This window comes from Micromonospora costi (genome assembly GCF_003626655.1).
Lineage (GTDB): Bacteria > Actinomycetota > Actinomycetes > Mycobacteriales > Micromonosporaceae > Micromonospora > Micromonospora costi.
The window spans coordinates 246,529-264,523 of record NZ_RBAN01000001.1 but is presented as its reverse complement, the minus strand read 5'-3'; the positions used below and the strand labels follow the sequence as shown (position 1 = coordinate 264,523).

Annotated in this window: 23 protein-coding genes; 9 read left to right on the top strand and 14 right to left on the bottom strand. The window is 74.3% G+C overall.

Going from position 1 to position 17,995, the window contains the following annotated elements; all coding sequences use genetic code 11:
- Positions 1 to 118 precede the first annotated feature (118 nt).
- Complete coding sequence (locus D7193_RS01245; protein WP_120777537.1) at positions 119 to 946, bottom strand: SigB/SigF/SigG family RNA polymerase sigma factor; 828 nt, start codon at positions 944 to 946, stop codon at positions 119 to 121.
- Between the two features lie 381 nt (positions 947 to 1,327).
- Between D7193_RS01245 and D7193_RS01240 the strand changes: the two genes are divergently transcribed.
- A complete protein-coding gene (locus D7193_RS01240) occupies positions 1,328 to 2,068 on the top strand; it encodes an acetoacetate decarboxylase family protein (protein WP_241562773.1) in 741 nt (246 codons plus the stop codon).
- Positions 2,069 to 2,383: 315 nt separating this feature from the next.
- Entirely contained in the window at positions 2,384 to 2,512 is a 129-nt protein-coding gene (locus D7193_RS34510) for a hypothetical protein (RefSeq protein ID WP_277749888.1), read from the top strand.
- A gap of 67 nt (positions 2,513 to 2,579) precedes the next feature.
- On the opposite strand, the gene D7193_RS01235 is transcribed toward D7193_RS34510, so the two are convergent.
- Complete coding sequence (locus D7193_RS01235) at positions 2,580 to 3,566, bottom strand: pirin family protein (RefSeq protein ID WP_120777536.1); 987 nt, start codon at positions 3,564 to 3,566, stop codon at positions 2,580 to 2,582.
- Between the two features lie 9 nt (positions 3,567 to 3,575).
- On the bottom strand, positions 3,576 to 4,058 hold the full coding sequence (locus D7193_RS01230; RefSeq protein WP_120777535.1) for a MarR family winged helix-turn-helix transcriptional regulator: 483 nt from the start codon (positions 4,056 to 4,058) through the stop codon (positions 3,576 to 3,578).
- 154 nt (positions 4,059 to 4,212) lie between these two features.
- Here D7193_RS01230 and D7193_RS01225 point away from each other — a divergent pair, with 154 nt between their 5' ends.
- Entirely contained in the window at positions 4,213 to 4,743 is a 531-nt protein-coding gene (locus tag D7193_RS01225; RefSeq protein WP_120777534.1) for a GNAT family N-acetyltransferase, read from the top strand.
- A gap of 39 nt (positions 4,744 to 4,782) precedes the next feature.
- Entirely contained in the window at positions 4,783 to 5,370 is a 588-nt protein-coding gene (locus D7193_RS01220; RefSeq protein ID WP_120777533.1) for a DUF1684 domain-containing protein, read from the top strand.
- A gap of 47 nt (positions 5,371 to 5,417) precedes the next feature.
- Here D7193_RS01220 and D7193_RS01215 read toward each other — a convergent pair whose 3' ends face one another.
- Entirely contained in the window at positions 5,418 to 6,002 is a 585-nt protein-coding gene (locus D7193_RS01215; protein ID WP_120777532.1) for a YflT domain-containing protein, read from the bottom strand.
- 98 nt (positions 6,003 to 6,100) lie between these two features.
- On the opposite strand from D7193_RS01215, the gene D7193_RS01210 reads away from it, so the two are divergent.
- Positions 6,101 to 6,601: a metallophosphoesterase family protein gene (locus D7193_RS01210; RefSeq protein WP_120777531.1), complete on the top strand. Its 501-nt coding sequence runs from the start codon at positions 6,101 to 6,103 to the stop codon at positions 6,599 to 6,601.
- Positions 6,602 to 6,614: 13 nt separating this feature from the next.
- On the opposite strand, the gene D7193_RS01205 is transcribed toward D7193_RS01210, so the two are convergent.
- Entirely contained in the window at positions 6,615 to 6,833 is a 219-nt protein-coding gene (locus D7193_RS01205) for a DUF3072 domain-containing protein (RefSeq protein WP_120779159.1), read from the bottom strand.
- 114 nt (positions 6,834 to 6,947) lie between these two features.
- On the opposite strand from D7193_RS01205, the gene D7193_RS01200 reads away from it, so the two are divergent.
- Positions 6,948 to 7,883: an NAD(P)/FAD-dependent oxidoreductase gene (locus D7193_RS01200; protein ID WP_174242581.1), complete on the top strand. Its 936-nt coding sequence runs from the start codon at positions 6,948 to 6,950 to the stop codon at positions 7,881 to 7,883.
- A gap of 10 nt (positions 7,884 to 7,893) precedes the next feature.
- Here the strand turns inward: D7193_RS01200 and D7193_RS01195 are convergent, their stop codons facing one another.
- From D7193_RS01195 to D7193_RS01180, 4 genes are all read right to left on the bottom strand, one after another.
- Positions 7,894 to 9,186 (bottom strand): cation:proton antiporter, encoded by a 1,293-nt coding sequence (locus D7193_RS01195; RefSeq protein WP_120779158.1) that lies wholly within the window; start codon positions 9,184 to 9,186, stop codon positions 7,894 to 7,896.
- A 106-nt stretch (positions 9,187 to 9,292) separates the two neighbouring features.
- A complete protein-coding gene (locus D7193_RS01190; protein WP_120777529.1) occupies positions 9,293 to 9,970 on the bottom strand; it encodes an HAD family hydrolase in 678 nt (225 codons plus the stop codon).
- A gap of 80 nt (positions 9,971 to 10,050) precedes the next feature.
- On the bottom strand, positions 10,051 to 12,180 hold the full coding sequence (locus tag D7193_RS01185; RefSeq protein ID WP_120777528.1) for an ATP-binding SpoIIE family protein phosphatase: 2,130 nt from the start codon (positions 12,178 to 12,180) through the stop codon (positions 10,051 to 10,053).
- A gap of 158 nt (positions 12,181 to 12,338) precedes the next feature.
- Positions 12,339 to 12,686, bottom strand: coding sequence for a DUF6401 family natural product biosynthesis protein (locus D7193_RS01180; protein ID WP_120777527.1), 348 nt, complete (start codon positions 12,684 to 12,686; stop codon positions 12,339 to 12,341).
- A gap of 173 nt (positions 12,687 to 12,859) precedes the next feature.
- On the opposite strand from D7193_RS01180, the gene D7193_RS01175 reads away from it, so the two are divergent.
- A complete protein-coding gene (locus D7193_RS01175) occupies positions 12,860 to 13,306 on the top strand; it encodes a hypothetical protein (RefSeq protein WP_120777526.1) in 447 nt (148 codons plus the stop codon).
- On the opposite strand, the gene D7193_RS01170 is transcribed toward D7193_RS01175, so the two are convergent.
- Positions 13,303 to 13,515 (bottom strand): hypothetical protein, encoded by a 213-nt coding sequence (locus D7193_RS01170; protein ID WP_120777525.1) that lies wholly within the window; start codon positions 13,513 to 13,515, stop codon positions 13,303 to 13,305. The genes D7193_RS01175 and D7193_RS01170 overlap by 4 nt on opposite strands.
- 157 nt (positions 13,516 to 13,672) lie before the next feature.
- On the opposite strand from D7193_RS01170, the gene D7193_RS01165 reads away from it, so the two are divergent.
- Entirely contained in the window at positions 13,673 to 15,016 is a 1,344-nt protein-coding gene (locus D7193_RS01165; RefSeq protein WP_120777524.1) for an MFS transporter, read from the top strand.
- Between the two features lie 58 nt (positions 15,017 to 15,074).
- On the opposite strand, the gene D7193_RS01160 is transcribed toward D7193_RS01165, so the two are convergent.
- The 4 genes from D7193_RS01160 to D7193_RS01145 form a co-directional block, all read right to left on the bottom strand.
- Positions 15,075 to 15,335 carry a hypothetical protein gene (locus D7193_RS01160; RefSeq protein WP_120777523.1) on the bottom strand — a complete coding sequence of 87 codons (261 nt, stop codon included), beginning with the start codon at positions 15,333 to 15,335 and terminating at the stop codon, positions 15,075 to 15,077.
- 109 nt (positions 15,336 to 15,444) lie between these two features.
- On the bottom strand, positions 15,445 to 15,906 hold the full coding sequence (locus D7193_RS01155; RefSeq protein ID WP_120777522.1) for an SRPBCC family protein: 462 nt from the start codon (positions 15,904 to 15,906) through the stop codon (positions 15,445 to 15,447).
- 55 nt (positions 15,907 to 15,961) lie between these two features.
- Complete coding sequence (locus D7193_RS01150) at positions 15,962 to 16,378, bottom strand: DUF2795 domain-containing protein (protein ID WP_120777521.1); 417 nt, start codon at positions 16,376 to 16,378, stop codon at positions 15,962 to 15,964.
- Between the two features lie 45 nt (positions 16,379 to 16,423).
- Positions 16,424 to 17,404: a YihY/virulence factor BrkB family protein gene (locus tag D7193_RS01145; protein ID WP_120777520.1), complete on the bottom strand. Its 981-nt coding sequence runs from the start codon at positions 17,402 to 17,404 to the stop codon at positions 16,424 to 16,426.
- Between the two features lie 186 nt (positions 17,405 to 17,590).
- On the opposite strand from D7193_RS01145, the gene D7193_RS01140 reads away from it, so the two are divergent.
- The gene (locus D7193_RS01140; protein ID WP_120779157.1) at positions 17,591 to 17,992 is read left to right on the top strand and encodes a ChaB family protein; all 402 of its coding nucleotides are present in this window, start codon (positions 17,591 to 17,593) and stop codon (positions 17,990 to 17,992) included.
- Positions 17,993 to 17,995 lie beyond the last annotated feature (3 nt).

Here is a 17,995-nt window from a genome sequence, read left to right as displayed (position 1 = left end):
CCGGGCGCGGGCGGTCGTCGGAGCGCGGTGCGACTCGTATGTCACGTATACGGGACGACGGGCCGAGCCACGACGTGCCGGTGGCCGGGTCCACCGACCCGGCCACCGGCGTCACCCCCTAGTAGGTCCCGTCGAGCTGCCCCCGCAGCTTCGTCAGCGCGCGCGCCAGCAACCGGGAGACGTGCATCTGCGAGACGCCGATCTGCTCGGCGATCTGCGACTGGGTCAGGTTGCCGTAGAAGCGCAGGGTGAGGATCTTCTGCTCGCGCTCGTCGAGCGTGGCCAGCGCCGGGCCGAGGGCGACCCGCAGCTCGGCCAGTTCGAACTCGCCGTCCTCGCCGCCGAGCATGTCGCCCAGCTCGGTGGCCCGGTCGCCGTCGCCGGTCGGGGTGGAGAGCGAGACCGCGTTGTACGCGCGGGCACCCTCCAGGCCCTCCAGGACCTCCTCCTCGGTGATCTTGAGGTGGGCGGCGATGTCGGCGACCGTCGGCGAGCGACCCAGCGTCTGCAGCAGCGAGCTGTTCGCGTCGGAGATGGCCAGGCGCAGCTCCTGCAGGCGGCGCGGAACCCGGATGTCCCAGGTGCGGTCGCGGAAGTGCCGCTTGAGCTCGCCGATGATCGTGGGGATCGCGTAGCCGGCGAAGTCGACGCCGCGAGCCGGGTCGAACTTGTCGATGGCCTTGATGAGACCGACGGCCGCGGTCTGTGCCAGGTCGTCGGTGGGCTCGCCCCGACCGCTGTAGCGGTGGGCGAGGTGGTTGGCCAGTGGCAGCCAGGCCTCGATCGCCTTGTCGCGCAGGGCAGGGCGCGACGGGTGGTTGGCGGGCAACGCGGCCATCGCGTGCAGCAGGTCGGTGGCGCTGTCGGACAGCGCGCGTGGGTCGAGCTTCGCCGTGCTGGTGGGTGCCGTGCTCGTCGTCTGTTCGCTGATCGCTGGCGCGGTCATGGGTGGTCCTCCCTGCACCTCGTCCGCGGATAAAAAGACGTGACGCTTCGGTTTAGCTTTGTATGGGCCGTTCGGGAGTCACCTTAACCCGATCGTCTCCCGGAAATCTAGCCGAACGGCTGATGTACTTAAGCGACTTTGGCTCACGTCTAGGAACGAAACGGACGCAATGGACGGCAGATGTGAGCGCGCTTACTGGTTCGTCCGGCCGACCCGTCGGCGTCCGGAGATGCCGGCGCCGGCCTCCGGACGGAGGGCGTGGCGAGCCGAGCGGTCAACGGGAAAGCGGACAACCGGGTGGCACTGTCACCTTTTCGCTCTTGTCCCGTACACGGGACCAGTCGTAGCGTCACCCGTAGACCCGTTCGGGATGGAGGCGCCGTGCTCGACCCTGCCGCTCCCCAGCTCGTCCTGAACACCCGCGCTCTCTACTTCAGCTGGCTGCCGGCGGATCCGGACGCGGTCGCCGCGCTGGTGCCGGCCGGGCTGCGACCCCGCCCGGACCGGCAGGTGTTCCTCAACCAGTACGTGGTCGACGACGAGACGCAGACCTCGGGGTTCGGCGCCTACGACCTCACGTACCTGGGAGTGTCGCTGAGCGGGGTGGACGCCCCCGGCGGCGTCAGCCCGGGAGGCTGGTGGACGCACTACGTCACCTCCAGCGAGCGGGTCCTCGGCTACGCGCTCACCCACGGCGCCCCCGCGGCGCCGGGCCGCACCACCGTGGAGGTGGCCGGGGGCGTGCTGGTCGCCGAGACCGAGCTGGACGGGGTGACGGTGATCCGCGCCCGCTGCCGGGTGGGGGAGACGGGCCACGTGGTCAGCAGCGGTCACCACCGCTACTTCACCCGCCGCAACGGCAGGTTGCTCAGCGCCGTGTACCCGTACCTGGCCGAGCCGGTGACGCCGTTCGAGATCGAGTGGGTGGAGTTCCTGGAGCCGGACCACCCGGTGTACGCGCTCCGCCCGGCCAACCCGCTCACGATCGCCTGGGGCTTCTACTCGCCCCGGGCCTCGTTCGCCTACCCGGGCGGCCTGACCGCCCACCCCGGCGACCCGACCCTGCGCAGCGAGCGGGCCGGCGAACTCGCCAGCGCCGGCGCCCCCCGCACAAACCCCTAACCCGCGCCCGCACCACCCCCGCGATCTTGCACTTTGCGCCCCGGCAAAGGGTGCATAAGCCGCAATTCCGGGGCCGAAAGTGCAAGATCGCGGGGGTGATGAGCGGCTCAGGTTTCCGCGCGGTCAGACGGGTAACCGTGAGGACGGGTGGCGCAGTGCGTCGCGGCATGAAGACACGGGCCGTGGTGGCATCGCTCCTCCCGACGTCGACCCCGTCCTCACGGCAGGACCCCGGCCGTGGGTCCGTACGCCCGTACACCCGGTGGCGTGGCCGGCACCCGTCCTGATCGAGCGAGACAAGCAGGAGGCCACAGCATGCCCGGCGAGACGACGAACCCCGTGATCGAGCACCGCGAGCCGGCGGTGGAGGGCGAACGGGGTGCGCTGGTGGCGGTGCTGGTCATGGTGATCCTCGGAGTGGCCGGCATCTTCGCCGTCTCCTGATCCCGTACCACGTACGTGACCACACGGCTCCGGTGGCGGGCGCGACGCCCCGCCACCGGAGGCACGGTCAGGGCCGGGAGCCCTGACCGCCGGTGTGCGGCAGCCGACCGGCCGGGATGACGCCCAGCCGGCCCGCCTGGAAGTCCTCGAACGCCTGGATCAGCTCGTCCCGGGTGTTCATGACGAACGGGCCGTAGTGCGCGACCGGCTCCCGGATCGGCTGGCCGCCCATGAGGTAGAGGTCCAGCGCCGGGGTGTGCGAGTCCTGGCGGGCGTCCGCGGCGAACCGCAGCGCGTCGCCGGGGCCGTGCACCGCGAGCTGGCCGGTGTGCACCGGCCGCTGCTCGGTGCCGACCGTGCCCCGGCCGCCGAGGACGTAGACGAGGGCGTTGAACTCCGGCTGCCACGGCAGGTCGACCTGCGCGCCGGGCTCGACGGTGACGTGGGCGATGGTGATCGGGGTGTAGGTGGAGCCCGGCCCCGCGTGGCCACCGACCTCACCGGCGATGACCCGGATCAGGGCACCGCCGTCCGGCGTGGTGATCAGCGCCGCCTCGCGGCCCCGGATGTCCTGGTAGCGCGGCGGGTTCATCTTGGCCGCCCGCGGCAGGTTCACCCACAGCTGGGTGCCGTGGAAGAGGCCGCCGCTGGTCACCAGGTGCTCCGGCGGCGCCTCGATGTGCAGCAGGCCGCTGCCGGCCGTCATCCACTGGGTGTCGCCGTTGGTGATGGTGCCGCCACCGCCGTGGGAGTCCTGGTGGTCCATGATCCCGTCGATCATGTACGTGACCGTCTCGAAGCCGCGGTGGGGGTGCCACGAGGTGCCCTTCGGCTCGCCCGGGGCGTAGTCGACCTCACCCATCTGGTCGAGGTGGACGAACGGGTCCAGCTCGCTCAGCGGCACCCCGGCGAAGGCCCGGCGCACCGGGAACCCCTCGCCCTCGTAACCGCTGGGAGCGGTGGTCAGCCGCCGGACCGGCCGGAAGGCGGTGGACTCGGGAAGCCGCGGCAGGCGGGGCAGGACGAGGACGTTGTCGACGGTGATGGCGGGCATCGGTGGCTCCTAACTCGTGGCGTGGGTGGTCGAGGCGTCGCGGACGCCGCGGAGGCGGGCGCCGAGCCGTTCGAAGACCCGGGTGAGGCAGGCGACCTCGTCGTCGTCGAGGTCGTCCATGAGGTGGGCCCGCACCGATGCCAGGTGATGGGGTGCGGCGTCCCGCAGGGTGAGCAGGCCGGTGGCGGTCAGCACGGCCTCGCTGCCCCGCCGGTCCTCCGGGCAGGGCTGCCGGGTGACGAGCCCCCGGCGCTGCATGGAGGAGATCTGGTAGGTGAGCCGGCTGGGGGAGAAGACCAGGCGGCTGGCCAGCTCACCCATCCGCAGCCGTTGCCCCGGCGCCTCGGAGAGCAGCACCAGCACGTGGTAGTCGGCCATGCTCAGGCCGCTCGCGCCGCGCAGCTCGTCCTCCAGTTGGGTGAGCAGCAGCTGGCTGGACTCGACGTACGCGCGCCAGGCGGCGAGTCGGATGCGGTCCAGGCCCTCGGTCACGTGACCAGGATAGGCAGTCTTTCAAAATTTAACCAGTTCTTCGTGCGCGTCCTCACATCGACGGGCCGACCGAGGATGGGGAGACCCGTGCAGGTTTGAACGAAGCCCGCCGCGCGGAGGCGGCCGGTGCGCGGGGTGTGCCAGACTGCCCCGCGTGGAACACCTGGAACTCGCCGCGCCCGGCCTGCTGCTGCGTCCCTGGCGGGACGCCGACGCCCGGGCCGTCCACGACGCGCTGGGCGACCCCGACATCGCGCGGTGGAACCCGCAGGGCGGGCCGGTGGACGCGGCGTCCGCCCTGCGCTGGGTACGCCGCCGGGCCGACTGGTCGGCCGGAGACCACGTCTCGCTGGCGGTGACCGGGCCCGACGGCGGCGCCCTGCTCGGCTCGGTGTCGCTGCACCAGATCCACGGCGAGAACGCCGCCATGGGCTACTGGGTGGTGCCCGGCGCGCGGGGCCGCGGCGTCGCCACCCGCGCGGTCGACCGGCTCAGCCGCTGGGCCTTCGACGAGTTGGGACTGCACCGGATCGAGCTGTGCCACGCCACGGCCAACCCGGCCTCCTGCCGGGTCGCCGAGAGGGCCGGCTACCGCGCCGAGGGCACGCTGCGGGAATCCTTCCGGTACGGCGACGGTCGCCGCCACGACGAGCACCTGCACGCCCGCCTCGCCACCGACCGGTGAGCGCCACGACCGCCGTCCTCGCCGGACTAGGCTCGGCGGGTGAACGATCTCGACCTGCTCGACTGGCGGGAGCGGATCGCGCGGCTCTACCTGTCCGACCTCGATCTCACGGGGTTCCGGGCGGAGCGCGACCGGCTCTTCGCCGAGCACCCGCAGAGCCCGGTCCCGGCCCCGGACCGGCCCGGCTTCACCGGCCTGCGCTACTACCCGCCGGACCCGTCCGCCGTCGTGGAGGCGCCGCTGCGCCCCGCCGAGGGTGACCTCGACATCGACACCGGCGGCCCCGACGGGGTGATCCGCTACCGGCGGGTCGCCGTCGCGGAGACCCCGTGGGGCCCGCTGACGCTGTGGTGGATCGCGGCGTACGGAGGTGGGCTCTTCCTGCCCGTACGCGACGCGACCTGCGGCCCGGAGAGCTACGGCGGTGGCCGGTACCTCACCGACACCGTGAAGGGCACCTTCGGCCGGGGGCTGACGCTCCTGCCCGGCGATCGCGTCCGGCTCGACCCGAACTACCTCTACAACCCGTCCTGCGCCTACGACGACCGCTGGGCGTGCCCGCTCGCCCCCGCCGAGAACCGCGTCGACGTTCCGTTGCGCGCCGGCGAACTGGCGTACGGGCACTGACGCCGGTCCACCCCGGCGGTCACACCGGGGTGGACCGGCCGAGACGGTCAGCCGACGGTCGGGTTGGGCCCCGTCATGTGCAGCCGGCCGAGCAACTGCCGCGCCTGGTCGGCCAGGCTCGCGTCGACGATGACGGCGTACTGGCCGGCCCGCAGGGAGCTGGCCGAGGTGAAGTCCCGTTGGCCGCCGGTCATCGCGTGCGCCACGGCGCCGAACACCGCGCCCCAGATCGCGCCGACCACCAGGCCGACCACGATCACGCCGAGCCAGTTGCCGACGGTGAAGATGCCGAAGAGCAACCCGATGAAGAGCCCGAACCAGGCGCCCGTGCCGGCGCCGATGAGCGCCGCGCGCGCCGTGGTCATGCGGCCGAGTACCGTCTCCACCAGGGTCAGGTTGGTGCCCACGATGGCGCTGTGCTCCACGGGGAACCGGTTGTCCGCGAGGTAGTCGACCACCCGCTGCGCCGACGGGTAGTCCGGATACGACCCGATCGTCACGGTGGGCGGCCCGGTCCCGGGGCTCTGCCCGTCGCCGGGCGTGGTCGGCCGGCCCGCCGGACCGGACGGCAGCAGGTCACCGCCGGGCATCCCCGGTCGCCAGCCGGCGCCCGGAGCCGTAGAACTGGTCATGAGTTCCTCCCTCGGTCGGCATTTCGCTTTCCCACCCCCGCCGCCCGGTAACGCCGTGTCGATCGGCGTGATCCGGTGTCCGACGCGACAATGGGCGGATGCGTCTGGTGATCACCGCCGACACGCACGTGCCGAAGCGGGCGCGGGACCTGCCCGCCCCGCTCTGGGCGGCCGTCGACGAGGCCGACGTGGTGGTGCACGCGGGGGACTGGGTCGACGAGTCGCTGCTGGACGCCCTGCAGGCCCGGGCCCGGCGGCTGGTCGGCGTGTACGGCAACAACGACGGGCCGGCGCTGCGGGCCCGGCTGCCCGAGATCGCCCGCGTCGACCTGGACGGGCTGCGGGTCGCCGTGGTGCACGAGACCGGCCCCCGCACCCGCCGGGAGGAGCGCTGCGCGGCCCGGTTCCCGGACACCGACCTGCTGGTGTTCGGGCATTCGCACATCCCGTGGGACACCGTGGCTCCCGGCGGGCTGCGGCTGCTCAACCCCGGATCGCCGACCGACCGGCGGGCGCAGCCGTACGCCACCTACCTGACCGCGCGGGTCGCGGCGGGGCGGTTGCAGCGGGTCGAGCTGCACCGCCTTCCGCCGCGCTGACCGCCCGGCGCGGTCACTGCTGGCCGCGACCCGTCTCCTCCTGGAGCTCGTCGATCCGCTTGGACGCCTCCGCCTTGGTCAGCCCCTCGGGGACCTCGGCGTCCGCCTCCCGGGCCAGCGTGGCCAGGTACGACTCCTGCGCCGCCGTGGGCGGTTCCTCGCCGGTCACCCACTCGTCCGGATCCTTGATCGCGGCCTGCGGGTTGTGCCGGTCACTGGTGCGGTCGGTCATGGTCTCCACCTTCCTTCGAACAGGCGTGCCAATACCCCGATCGTCGGCGGTTCATGCCCGCCCGGTCGGCTCCGCGACGCCTGCCATCGCCGGATGACGACGGACCCCTCGGGTGTGGTGGTGGTCGGCGCCGGCATCGCGGGGGTGGCGTGCGCGCGGGAGCTGGCCCGTGCGGGGGTGCCGGTTCGCGTCCGTGAGCGGGCGCACGTGCCGGGCGGGCGGATGGCCAGTCGGCGCTTCGACGGCCGGCCGGCCGACCTGGGCGCCGCCTACGTCACGGTCGACGACCCGGACTTCGCGGCCGTCGTCGACGACTGGCGGGCCGCCGGGCTGGCGCGCGAGTGGACCGACACGTTCGTGGCGTACGGGCCGGACGGCCGGCGTGAGGTGACCGGGCCGATGCGCTGGGCCGCGCCCCGCGGGCTGCGGTCGCTCGTGGAGCACCTGGCACGGGACCTGCCCGTGACCGTCGACCGGCTGGTGCTCGGCGTCGAGCCGGGCCCCGCCGTGGACGGCGACCGGTGCGCCGCGGTCGTCCTCGCGATGCCCGGCCCGCAGGCCGCGCTGCTGCTGGACCCGGCGCTGGCCGCGGCCACCCGCGCCGTGCAGGCGCAGCGGTGGTCTCCGGCGCTGGCCGCGGCGCTGCGGTTCCCGGCCCGCCGGTGGGGCGACTTCCGTGGCGCGTTCGTCAACGGGCACCCGGTGCTGGGCACGCTCTGCGACGACGGTGACCGGCGGGGGGACGGCGCCCCGGTGCTGGTCGCCCACACGACGCCCGGGTTCGCGGCGGGCTACCTCGCCCAACCGACCGCCGCGGCGCCCGCCGTGGAGGAGGCCGTCCGGGACCTGCTGGGGCTGCCCGAGCCGGCCGAGCACGTGTACGTGCACCGCTGGACGTACGCGAAGCCGACCGCGGCGGGCGGGGGCAGCTACCACCTCGACGCGGACGGCATCGGGCTCGCCGGTGACGCGTACGGCCGGCCGCGGGTGCAGAGCGCCTGGCTCTCCGGGCGCGCCCTCGGTCGCGCCCTGGTGGAGCGGCTGGCCTGAGCGCCGCCGGTCAGCCCGCCGCGCCGCTGACGGCCGGTTCGTCGGCCCGCGCGGCGGCCTCGTCCCCGGTGCGCTCACCCGCGCGGTCGAGCAGCTGCATGACCGGGGTCGCGGCGACGCCGTGCACCACCACCGAGACGATCACCACGAGCCCGACGGTCGCCCAGACGAGATCGGCCTGCGGGAAGTCGGCCTTCGTGGTGGCGTACGCGAGGTAGTAGAACGAGCCGACCCCGCGGATGCCGAACAGCGCGATCACCCAGTGCTCGGCGGGACGTCCGGGCGCGCCGCGCAGCGACAGCCACCCGACCAGCGGCCGGATGACGAAGACCAGCGCCAGCCCGACGGCGGCGGCCGGCCAGGTGAGCGAGCCGAGCAGCCCGCCCACCACGGCCCCGCCGAACAGCAGCAGCAACAGGACGGTGAGCAGCCGCTCGACCTGCTCGGCGAAGTCGTGCAGCACCGAGTGGAACTCGTGGGTGCGTTCGGCGGACCGGATCGCCCGGGCGGCCACGAAGACGGCCAGGAAGCCGTACCCGCCGGCCACCTCCACCAGCCCGTACGCGAGGAACGTGGCGGCCAGCGCGAGGAAGCCCTCGGCGTGCCGCGCGAGTCGCAGATGGCTGGGGGCGCGGAAGAAGAGCTTGCCGAGCAGCCATCCGACCAGCAGACCGCCGCCCACGCCGACGGTCACCTTCCACAGCACGTCCACGGTGAACCACTCCAGCAGCCAGTCCCGGGGGGCGAGGCTGGTGCCGGCGATGGCGATGGCCGCGTAGACGAACGGGAAGGCCAGCCCGTCGTTGAGGCCGGCCTCGGAGGTGAGCGCGAAGCGGACCTCGTCCTCCGAGTCCTCCACGTCGGTCGGCTCGCCGACCTGCACGTCGGAGGCGAGGACCGGGTCGGTGGGGGCGAGCGCGCTGCCGAGCAGCAGGGCGGCCGCCGGCACCAGTCCCGCCCACCACCAGCCGAGCAGGGCCACCGCCGCGATGCAGAGCGGCATGGCGACGGCCAGCAGCCGCCACGTCGAGGACCAGCGGGACCAGCTCAGCGGACGGTCGATCTTGAGCCCGGCGCCCATGAGGGCGACGATCACTCCGATCTCGGTCAGGTGCGTGGCCAGCTCCGGGTGGGCCAGCGGGTCGGGGGTCGGCAGCCCGGTGGGCAGCAGGAACACCACCATGCCGAGGCCGAGGAACGCGATCGGCATCGACAGCGGTCGGCGTTCCAGGATCCGCGGGAGGATGCCGGCGAGCAGGGCGCCGAGTCCCACCACCGCGAAGGCCACGTCAACCGCTTCCACCGCACCACCCTCCACCGGCGCCCGCCGGCCTGCGGGCAGGTGGTGACAGACCTTGCCCCGGGAGCCGGGGGGCTATGCGTACGGGCGCGCGGCAACCCGCCGCGGCTCACCGCGACCGGGTCACCGGCGAGTCGTCCAGGACGGCGAGAAGCGCCGCCGGGTCGTCGTAGACGGCCACCGCGCCGGCGCCGGCCAGCTCGCCCCGGCTCGTGCCGCCGCAGGTCAGACCGACGCACGGGATGTCCAGCTTGCCGGCCGCGGCGACGTCCCAGACCGAGTCGCCGACGAAGACCACGCGCTCGGCGGGCAGCCCGGACTGGTCGAGGGCCGCGACCAGGATGTCCGGTGCCGGCTTGCTCTCCTTCGCGTCGGCCGAGGAGGTCACCGCGTCGATCACGTCGTCCGCGTCGAGGGCCCGGCGCAGCGCCGTGACCTCGTGTTCGGCGGCCGACGTGGCGAGCACGACCCGCAGCCCGCGCTCGGCGCAGGCCCGCAGCAGGTCGGTGGCCCCCGGCAGCGGGACGAGCCGTTCCCAGTACTCGGCGTAGAGCGTGTCGTGCGCGTCGCGCAGCTTCGCGTCGCCGTCCCGATCGCGTTCGGGACCGAGCAGGTGGTCCAGCAGCTTGTCCGAGCCCATCCCGATGGCCCGGTGGACGCTCGCCATCGGCACCGGCTGCTCGTTCTGGCGCAGCGCCTCCCACCAGCTCACGGTGTGCAGGTACGTGGTGTCGACCAGGGTGCCGTCCACGTCGAAGAGGACGCCGGCGGGGTTCTCGTGTGGCATGGCCGTCCTCCTACCCCCGGCGGGCCGGGCTGACGCACCGGACGCCGACTCGTACCGATGGATCCCCGGCCGGCGCCGGCTCAGCCGCTGGGGAGGAGGATCTCGAACCAGACCGTCGACCCGCGCACGGTCGGGTCGGTGCCCCAGGCGTCGCTCAGCTCCTCGATCAGCCCCAGGCCGCGGCCCCGGCTGCTCAACGTGTCGGTCTGGGCCCGGGTGACCGTTCCGCGGGTGCCCGAGTCGGCGACCGAGACCAGCAGCCGCTCGGCGCTCAGGTCGATCTCCACCCGGGCGGCGGTGCCGGCGTGCAGCAGCGCGTTGGTCGTCAGCTCGCTGGTGCAGAGCACGGCCGCGCCGATCACCGACTCCGGTACCTGCCACTCGCCGAGCTGCGCGGTCAACCAGTGGCGGACCCGGCTCGGCGCGGTCGGTTCGGCGGGCACCTCCATGCTCGCCGAGCGGCTCGGCTTCACCGCGTGCTCGACGGCGAGCACCGCCACGTCGTCCTCCGTGGTGCCGTCGACCGCCGCGGTGGCCACCGCGCACAGGGCCCGCGGGTCGCCGCTGCCGGCGCGCGCCACCGCGTCGGCGACCGCGTCGAAGCCCGCGGTGAGGCTCTGCCGCCGCCGCTCCACGACGCCGTCGCTGAACAGCACCAGCGTGTCGCCGGGCGCGAACGGGACGGTGGCCACGCCCGGCCGGGCGCCGAGACCGAGGGGGGCGCCGGTGGGCAGGTCGACATACTCGGCGTACGGCCGGTCGTCCGGCGTGCAGCGGCGGACGAGCGGGGCGGGGTGGCCCGCGCTGGCCAGCGTCAGCTCCTGACGCTCGGCGTCGACGACCCCGAACACCACGGTGACGAACAGCTCGTGCGTGCCCGCCTCGGCGCCCAGGCTGGCGACCAGCCGGTCCAGCCCGGTGAGGACCACGTCCGGACGCGGGTCGCTCAGCGCCAGCGCGCGCAGCGCGGCCCGGACCTGCCCCATCCGCGCCGCGGCCTGCACGTCGTGCCCCGCCACGTCGCCGAGCACGACGCCGAGCCGGCCGGTGGGCAGCAGGAAGGCGTCGTAGAAGTCCCCACCGGCGGCGTTGCCGTCCACACCGGGCTCGTAGCGGGCCGCGATGCGCAGCCGTGGCAGGTCGGGCAGGTGCTCCGGGAGCATGCTGCGTTGCAGCAGCTGGGCGGTGCCGTGCTGGGTCTCGAAGCGGCGCGCCCGTTCGGCGGCCTGCCCGATCAGCTCCGCCGAGGCGGCCAGCAGGGCCCGCTCGGCGGCGGACCACCGGCGCGGTGCGTGGTGCCCGACCGACAGTCCGCCGCGTACGACCGAGGCGCGCAACGGCACCGCGGCCAGCGACACGATCTTCTGGTCGTGCCGGTCGGCGGCGGCCTCCCGCAGCGGCTGGCCGCTGCCCACCACCAGCGGGGCGCCCGTGCGGGCTGACTGGACCAGCGGGTCCGGCCAGTCGGTGGGGATCCGCCGCCACAGCGGGGGGAGCCGTTCGTCGGCCTCGTCCATCAGCTCGCCGCGGACCCGCCGGACCATCCGCCAGCCGCCCCCGCCCTCGTCCACCGCGAACGCGACCCGGTCGGCGTCGAACGTCGCGATGGCGTACCGCAGTGCCACCCGCGCCACGTCGTCGAGGGTGAGCGTGCCGGCGAGCGCGGCCGCGACCTCGCTGAGGCTCTGCAACTGCTGCGTGACGTGGGTCGTCTCGGCCGCCACGGTGAGGACCCCGACGATCCGGCCGTTGCCGTCGCGGACGGGGGAGTAGCCGCGGGTGAAGACGGCCTGCTCGGCCAGGCCGCTGTCGCCGCGGCTGAGCGGGAAGGCGGTCTCCTTCTCCAGGAAGGTGCCGCCGTCGCGGTAGACGCGCTCGACCACGTCACCGACGCCGGGCAGCTGCCACAGCTCGGGGAACACGTCGGCGGCGGGCCGGCCGATCGCCGCCGGGTGCTTCTCGCCGATCAGCTCGGCGTAGCCGTCGTTGTAGAGCAGGACCAGGTCGTCGCCGTGGGTGAGCGCCATCGGCACGGGTGAGGCGAGGATGAGGTCGACGACCGCGCGTACCGCCGGGTCCCAGGACTGGCGGGGGCCCAGCGACGTGCGGGCCCAGTCGTGGCGGAGGACGGCGGCGGCCGCGTCGGTCGCGGCGGGCGCTCCGGAGACCGGCGCGGATGGCGTGGGGACGCGACCGACCGTACCTGGCATGCCCGCAGCCTAGCCCGAGGATGCGCCCGCTGTTTCCGATCATGCGCCGTGCGTCGCGTCGCGTCTCGTCGAGGCGTCGTCTCCCGCCCGTCGCGGCGCCCCAGCGCGCGGTCCGGGCCGTTCCGTCCCGCGTGGTGGCGACGGTCGACGGGCCGGCGTCAGGCGGCGTCGAGCTGCCGGGCCAGGGCGCACACCGCCAGCAGCCGGACGAGCAGCCAGTCCGGATCCGCCCAGTCCACGGCACCCGCGGGCGGCCGCCACCCGTGCGCGAGCGCGGCGTCCCGGACCCCCTCGGCGTAGCCGGCCAGCACGGCCGGGGACAGCGGACGCCGGTCCCCGTCGAGGCTCTCCCGTACGGCGGCCGCGTGCTGGTCGACCAGCGCGAGCAGGCCGGCGTCATCGGCCGCGGCGGCGAACCCCGGGTTGCCGACCGCGGCCGCCAGGGCGGCGAGGGCGGGCCGCCCCGAGTCGTCGGCGGGGGTGACCCGGTTGAACGGCACACGCATGGGGAACGAGGCTAACCAACCCGTCACCGCCCGGCCCCGGCCGCTCGGTCGGTGTGCGGTCGGCCACCGGTCGGCCCACGCGCCCGCCGGTTCCGCCCGCGGTGGGGGCGGAGCGACCGGAGACACGCGGCCGGCGGGGCGCGGAACCGCCCACGGGCAGCAGGGAGGCACGAATGGCCCAGCAGGACGGACCCGACGACCGGCACCGCCGGCCGCCGGGGGTCAGCGACGAGACGGTGGCGGCCCTGGGCAAGCTGAGCGAGGCGCTGGAGTGCGTGGAGCGGGTCCGCGGTCACCTCTACTCGCTGCACCAGCTGGTTGGGCACGCGGACCTGATGCTGGACGACGCGGTGGAGATGTTCCGGACGGCCGGCCACCCCGAGATCGCCGAGCGGATCTCCACGGAGCTGCTCGGGCGCAACGTCATCGCCGGCCGGTGGACGTTCCAGATCGTCGAGGACTTCGACGACGGCTACTACGCGCTCTTCCGCGACCTCGATCGGCAGGCGCGCGAGCAGCTCGTCGGCGGCCGGCGCCACCTCTACGAGGCGGAGATGAAGGAGCGGCGGCGCACCCGGGGGCGCCCCGGACACGAGGCCCGCCCGGGCGTCGGCGGCTAGTCGCCCGAGCGGGCGCCCGCCGGGCGGCGGCGGGACGCGTCGTCGGCGACGATCACCGTGGCGACCATCAGCGCGACGCAGAGGCTGAACAGCCACGAGTCGTCGGAGACGAGCCAGGCGGACACGGGCGCCTGGAGCGCGGCCAGCAGGAAGCCGAGCCAGGCCAGGCGGCGCTGGCGCGGGGTGAGGATGCCGGAACCCTGATGCATCCCGAAAGTCTTACGCGACACGGCCCGATTGCCGTCCTCCGTTCGGCCGATTCTGGATGAGCTGTCCGTTTTCCGGCCCGTCCGGACATCATTTCTTGTCGTGACGGGCGACCCCGGTCGTGACAGCCGGCACACCCGGGGCGGAGGATGGTCGTCCGTGTCGACCAGCCCCGCGCGGCCCCGGGCCGCCCTGCTCCTGCTCGCCTACCTCGCGTTCGTGAGCCTCGGCCTGCCCGACGGGCTGATCGGCGTGGGGTGGCCCTCGATCCGGGCGGACTTCGGGGTGCCGACCGAGGCGGTGGGCCTGGTGCTCACCGCCGGCACGGCCGGCTACCTCGCCTCGAGCGTGCTGGCCGGCTTCACACTGGCCCGGCTCGGGGTGGGCGTGCTGCTGGCCGGGAGCACCCTGCTGGCCGCGGTGGCGCTGACCGGGTACGCGGTGAGTCCCGGCCTCGCCGTGGTCGTCGGGTGCGCGCTGGTGCTCGGTCTGGGCTCGGGCGCCATCGACTCGGGGCTCAACGCGTACGCCGCCGCGGCTCTCGGCCCCCGGCAGATGAACTGGCTGCACGCCTTCTTCGGCCTCGGCGTGGCCATCGGACCACTGATCATGACGGGTGCGTTGGACGCCGGTGCGAGCTGGCGCTGGGGCTACGGCATCGTGGCCGGGGCCGAGCTCCTGCTCGCCACCGCGTTCGTGTTCAGCGTGCGGGCGTGGCGGGCGCGGGGCCCGGCAGCCGCGGACGCGGTCCTGCCGGGCACGCCGGCCCCGGACGCGGGCACGCCGGCGCCGGACGTTCCCCGGACCGGCGGTACCGCCCCGGACACGCCGGTCCCCGGCATCGGCGACGCGGCCTCCGGGCCGGTCGGCTCGCTCGGCGTGGTCGTCGAACACGCCCCGCCGCCGGCGACCCGGCCGGTTCCGGTACGCGAGACGCTGCGCCTGCCCGCGGTCTGGCTGGGCACGCTGGCCTTCGCGGTCTACGTGGCGATCGAGGTCGCCAGCGGGCTGTGGGCGTTCCTGCTGCTCACCGAGGGGCGAGGGCTCAGCGCCGGCACGGCCGGCCTGTGCGTGTCCGCGTACTGGGGGAGCCTGTTCGTGGGGCGGGTCGTGCAGGGGGTGGTGGCCGAGCGACTCGGCGCGGCCGGGGTGCTGCGCGCCAGCCTCGTGGGCATGGCCGCCGGCGCGGCGCTGATCGCCCTGCCCGCGTCCGGCTGGGTGGCGGTGGCCGGGCTCGTGGTGGTCGGCTTCGCGGCCGCCCCGGTCTTCCCGCTGCTCACCCTCACTACCGCCGACCGGGTGGGCGCGGCGCACGCCGACCGTGCCATCGGGCTGCAGATCGGCACGTCCGCGCTGGGCGCCTCACTGGTCCCGGCCGGCATCGGCGTGCTCATCGGCAACACCTCGGTGGAGGTGCTCGGGCCGGTGCTGCTGGCGCTCGCGCTGGTGCTGATCGCCCTGCACGCGGCCGGGTCCCGCCGCCGGGCGCCCGCGCCGGCCTGACCCCGCGCGGGCCTTCAGTCGGCGGGCGGCCTCGGCCGGCGTGTCGCCGGCCTCGGCGTCACAGGTTGTCCGGGCCGGTGCGTCCGGTCGTCGACGGGCGGTACGCCCGCTCCGGGTCGGTCGGCTCGCGGCCGGCGCCGGCGGCCTGGCCGCCCCGGTCCACCGCCTCCGGCCCGTGGCCGAATGCGGCCTCCTCACCGGCGTCGTTGGCGGTGACGTCGTCGGCCTGCCCGTCGAGCGACGAGCCCGCGACGGCCCGCTCCAGCTCCTCGAGGGGGATCCGTTCCTCGTCCCGCCACACCTTGTTGTCGTCCGTCATACCTTCGCGGTACCCGGGCGCGGTGATCGCAAACGGCGCCCCGGGCGCACGGCGACGGCCGCCGGGGAAACCGGCGGCCGTCGGAGTCAGTGGGTCGGGGGAGTGAGGATCAGGGCTGCGGACGGTCCACGGTGCCCCGCCAGGCGCCGGTCTCCTGACCGCGCCGCTCGATGAACTGCTTGAATCGCTCCAGGTCGCCCTTGGCACGCCGGTCCACGATGCCGAGCTTGTCGCCCGCCTGCTCCACCACGCCGTGCGGCTCGAACTCGAGCTGGAGGCTGACCCGCGTGTGCCCCTCGTCGAGGCGGTGGAAGGTCACCACGCCGGCCTGCTGACTGCCGCTCGTGGAGCGCCACGCGACCCGCTCGTCCGGAAGCTGCTCGGTGATCTCGGCGTCGAACTCGCGCTTCACCCCGCCGATCTCGACCGTCCAGTGGGTCATCGTGTCCGACAGCTGCCGGACCTCCTCGACCCCCTCCATGAAGTGGGGGAACTCCTCGAACTGAGTCCACTGGTCGTACGCGGTCCGCACCGGGACGGAGACGTCCACGTGTTCGGTCACGCCACTCATCAGGCATCCTCCTCTGTCCGCCGGCTCCGGCCGGGATCCCGTCGTCGGGCGCCGGTCACCAGCGCGTCGTCTCGTTCTTGTTGCCGAGCGCGGCCCAGACCTCGGAGACCGTCTGGTACTGGGTGCCGTCGGGCAGCCGCTGCAGGTCGGCGATGATGTCGTCCGGCGCGTCGTTGTCCCGCGCGTTCGCGATCAGCGTGTCGCGGTCGCCGGGCAGGGCGGTCATCGTGATGAACCGACCGAACCGGCTGCGCCGCTCGACGTCCTGCGAGCTCATGCCCTTGGGCGCCCCGCTGCGCAACTCGCCGGCCGGGGCCGTGGTCGCCTCCGGCTGGTCCTCGCCCGCCGGCTCCGGCACACGCGCCTCGTCGACCCGCGAGCCGCCGGTCCCCGGCCCCTGGACGAGGCCGCTGACCTCCTGGCTCATCTGGTCGTCGATCCTCGGTCCGTGCTTGCTGTTGCCACGCTCCATGCCTTCTGCGCTACCCGAGGGCACCGGCGTCAAACCGGCAGGCGGTCACGAACCGGCCGGCGCCTTGGGCGGGAGAACGGGCTCCTCGGGCGTCGACTCGCCCGCCTGGAGCCGCCGGCCGCGCTGGAGTTCGGCATTGATCTGCACGCCCAGCATCAGCGCCGAGTTCGACAGGTAGAGCCACACCAGGAACGCGATGATCGCGCCGAGACTGCCGTAGGTGGCGTCGTACGACCCGAAGTTGGCCACGTACAGGCCGAAGCCGAAGGAGGCCAGCACCCAGGCCAGCAGCGCCACCGCGCCGCCGGGGGTGAGCCAGCGGAACCGGGGCTGGCGCACGTTCGGGGCGATCCAGAACAGCAGTGACAGCAGGCCCATCATGATGACGGCGAGCACGGGCCACCTGCCCACGCCCCAGACCGTACGGGCGAGGCCGCCCGCGCCCACGAGGTCGCCGGCCCAGTCGGCCACCGGGCCGCTCACGATGAGGCCGACGGCGACCACGGCGAGCAGCAGCAGCGACACCCCGGCCAGCCCGATCTGCAACGGGCGGAGCTTCCAGACCGGCCGCCCCTCCTGCACGCCGTAGATGGCGTTGGAGGCGCGGGTGAACGCGCCGATGTAACCGGACGCGGACCAGAGGGCGCCCAGCAGACCGAAGCTCAGCAGGAGCTTCGCCGAGCTCTCCTTCTCGACGACGTCGCGGATCACGCCGACGAAGCCGTCGTTGGCCACCACCGAGCCGGCGCCGATCTGCCGTGCCAGGTCGAGCACCGTGTCGACGGTCCGCTCGCCGTCGGAGACCAGCCCGACGAGGGACACCACCACGATGGCGGACGGGAACAGCGCCAGCACCCCGTAGTACGTGAGCGCCGCCGCCCAGTCCGCACAGTTGTCCCGGACGAAGTTGCGGGCGCTCCGCACCACGACGCCCCGCCAGGTCCGCCAACTGAGCTGGCGTATCCGTCGGGGCAGGCGCAGCCCGCGTCGCGCGTCGAGCGCGGTGCCGGGGTCGGTCGTCGTCATGTCGTGCTCCCTGTGCCCCGGCCGGCGGTGCGTCCGGTCCGTGCCGCTGCGGATGGCCCCGCCGGTACCCGGGCCGCGACGTCCGCAAACGGCTCCGGGGCCCGGGCCGGATCCCGGTTTGCGCACCCCGCTCGGCGGGAACGGTCAATGCAGGCCAAGAAGACCATCGACGCGGAGGAGGACGAGATGCCCGGGCGCGAGGTACTGCCCAGCACGCTGCGGCGCTCCCCGGCGAAGGCCCAGCGCACCTGGGAGAAGACGCACGACTCGGCGGTGGAGACGTACGGCGAGGGCCAGCGGTCCCACCGGACCGCCTTCGCCGCCGTGAAGCACGAGTTCGAGAAGGTCGGCGACCACTGGGAGCCGAAGGGCCGCAAGGGCCCGAGCGACCGGCAGGCGGCCGGCGGTGGCCCCGCGCGGCGGGCGCCCACCGCGGGCGGCGTGGACGCGAACGCGACGAAGGACCACCTCATGGAGGTGGCCCGCAAGCTGGACGTCCCCGGTCGTTCCCGGATGAACAAGCCGGAGCTGGTGAAGGCCATCCAGAAGGCCAACAACCGGCAGACCACCAAGGCGCGGGGGCGCTGACCC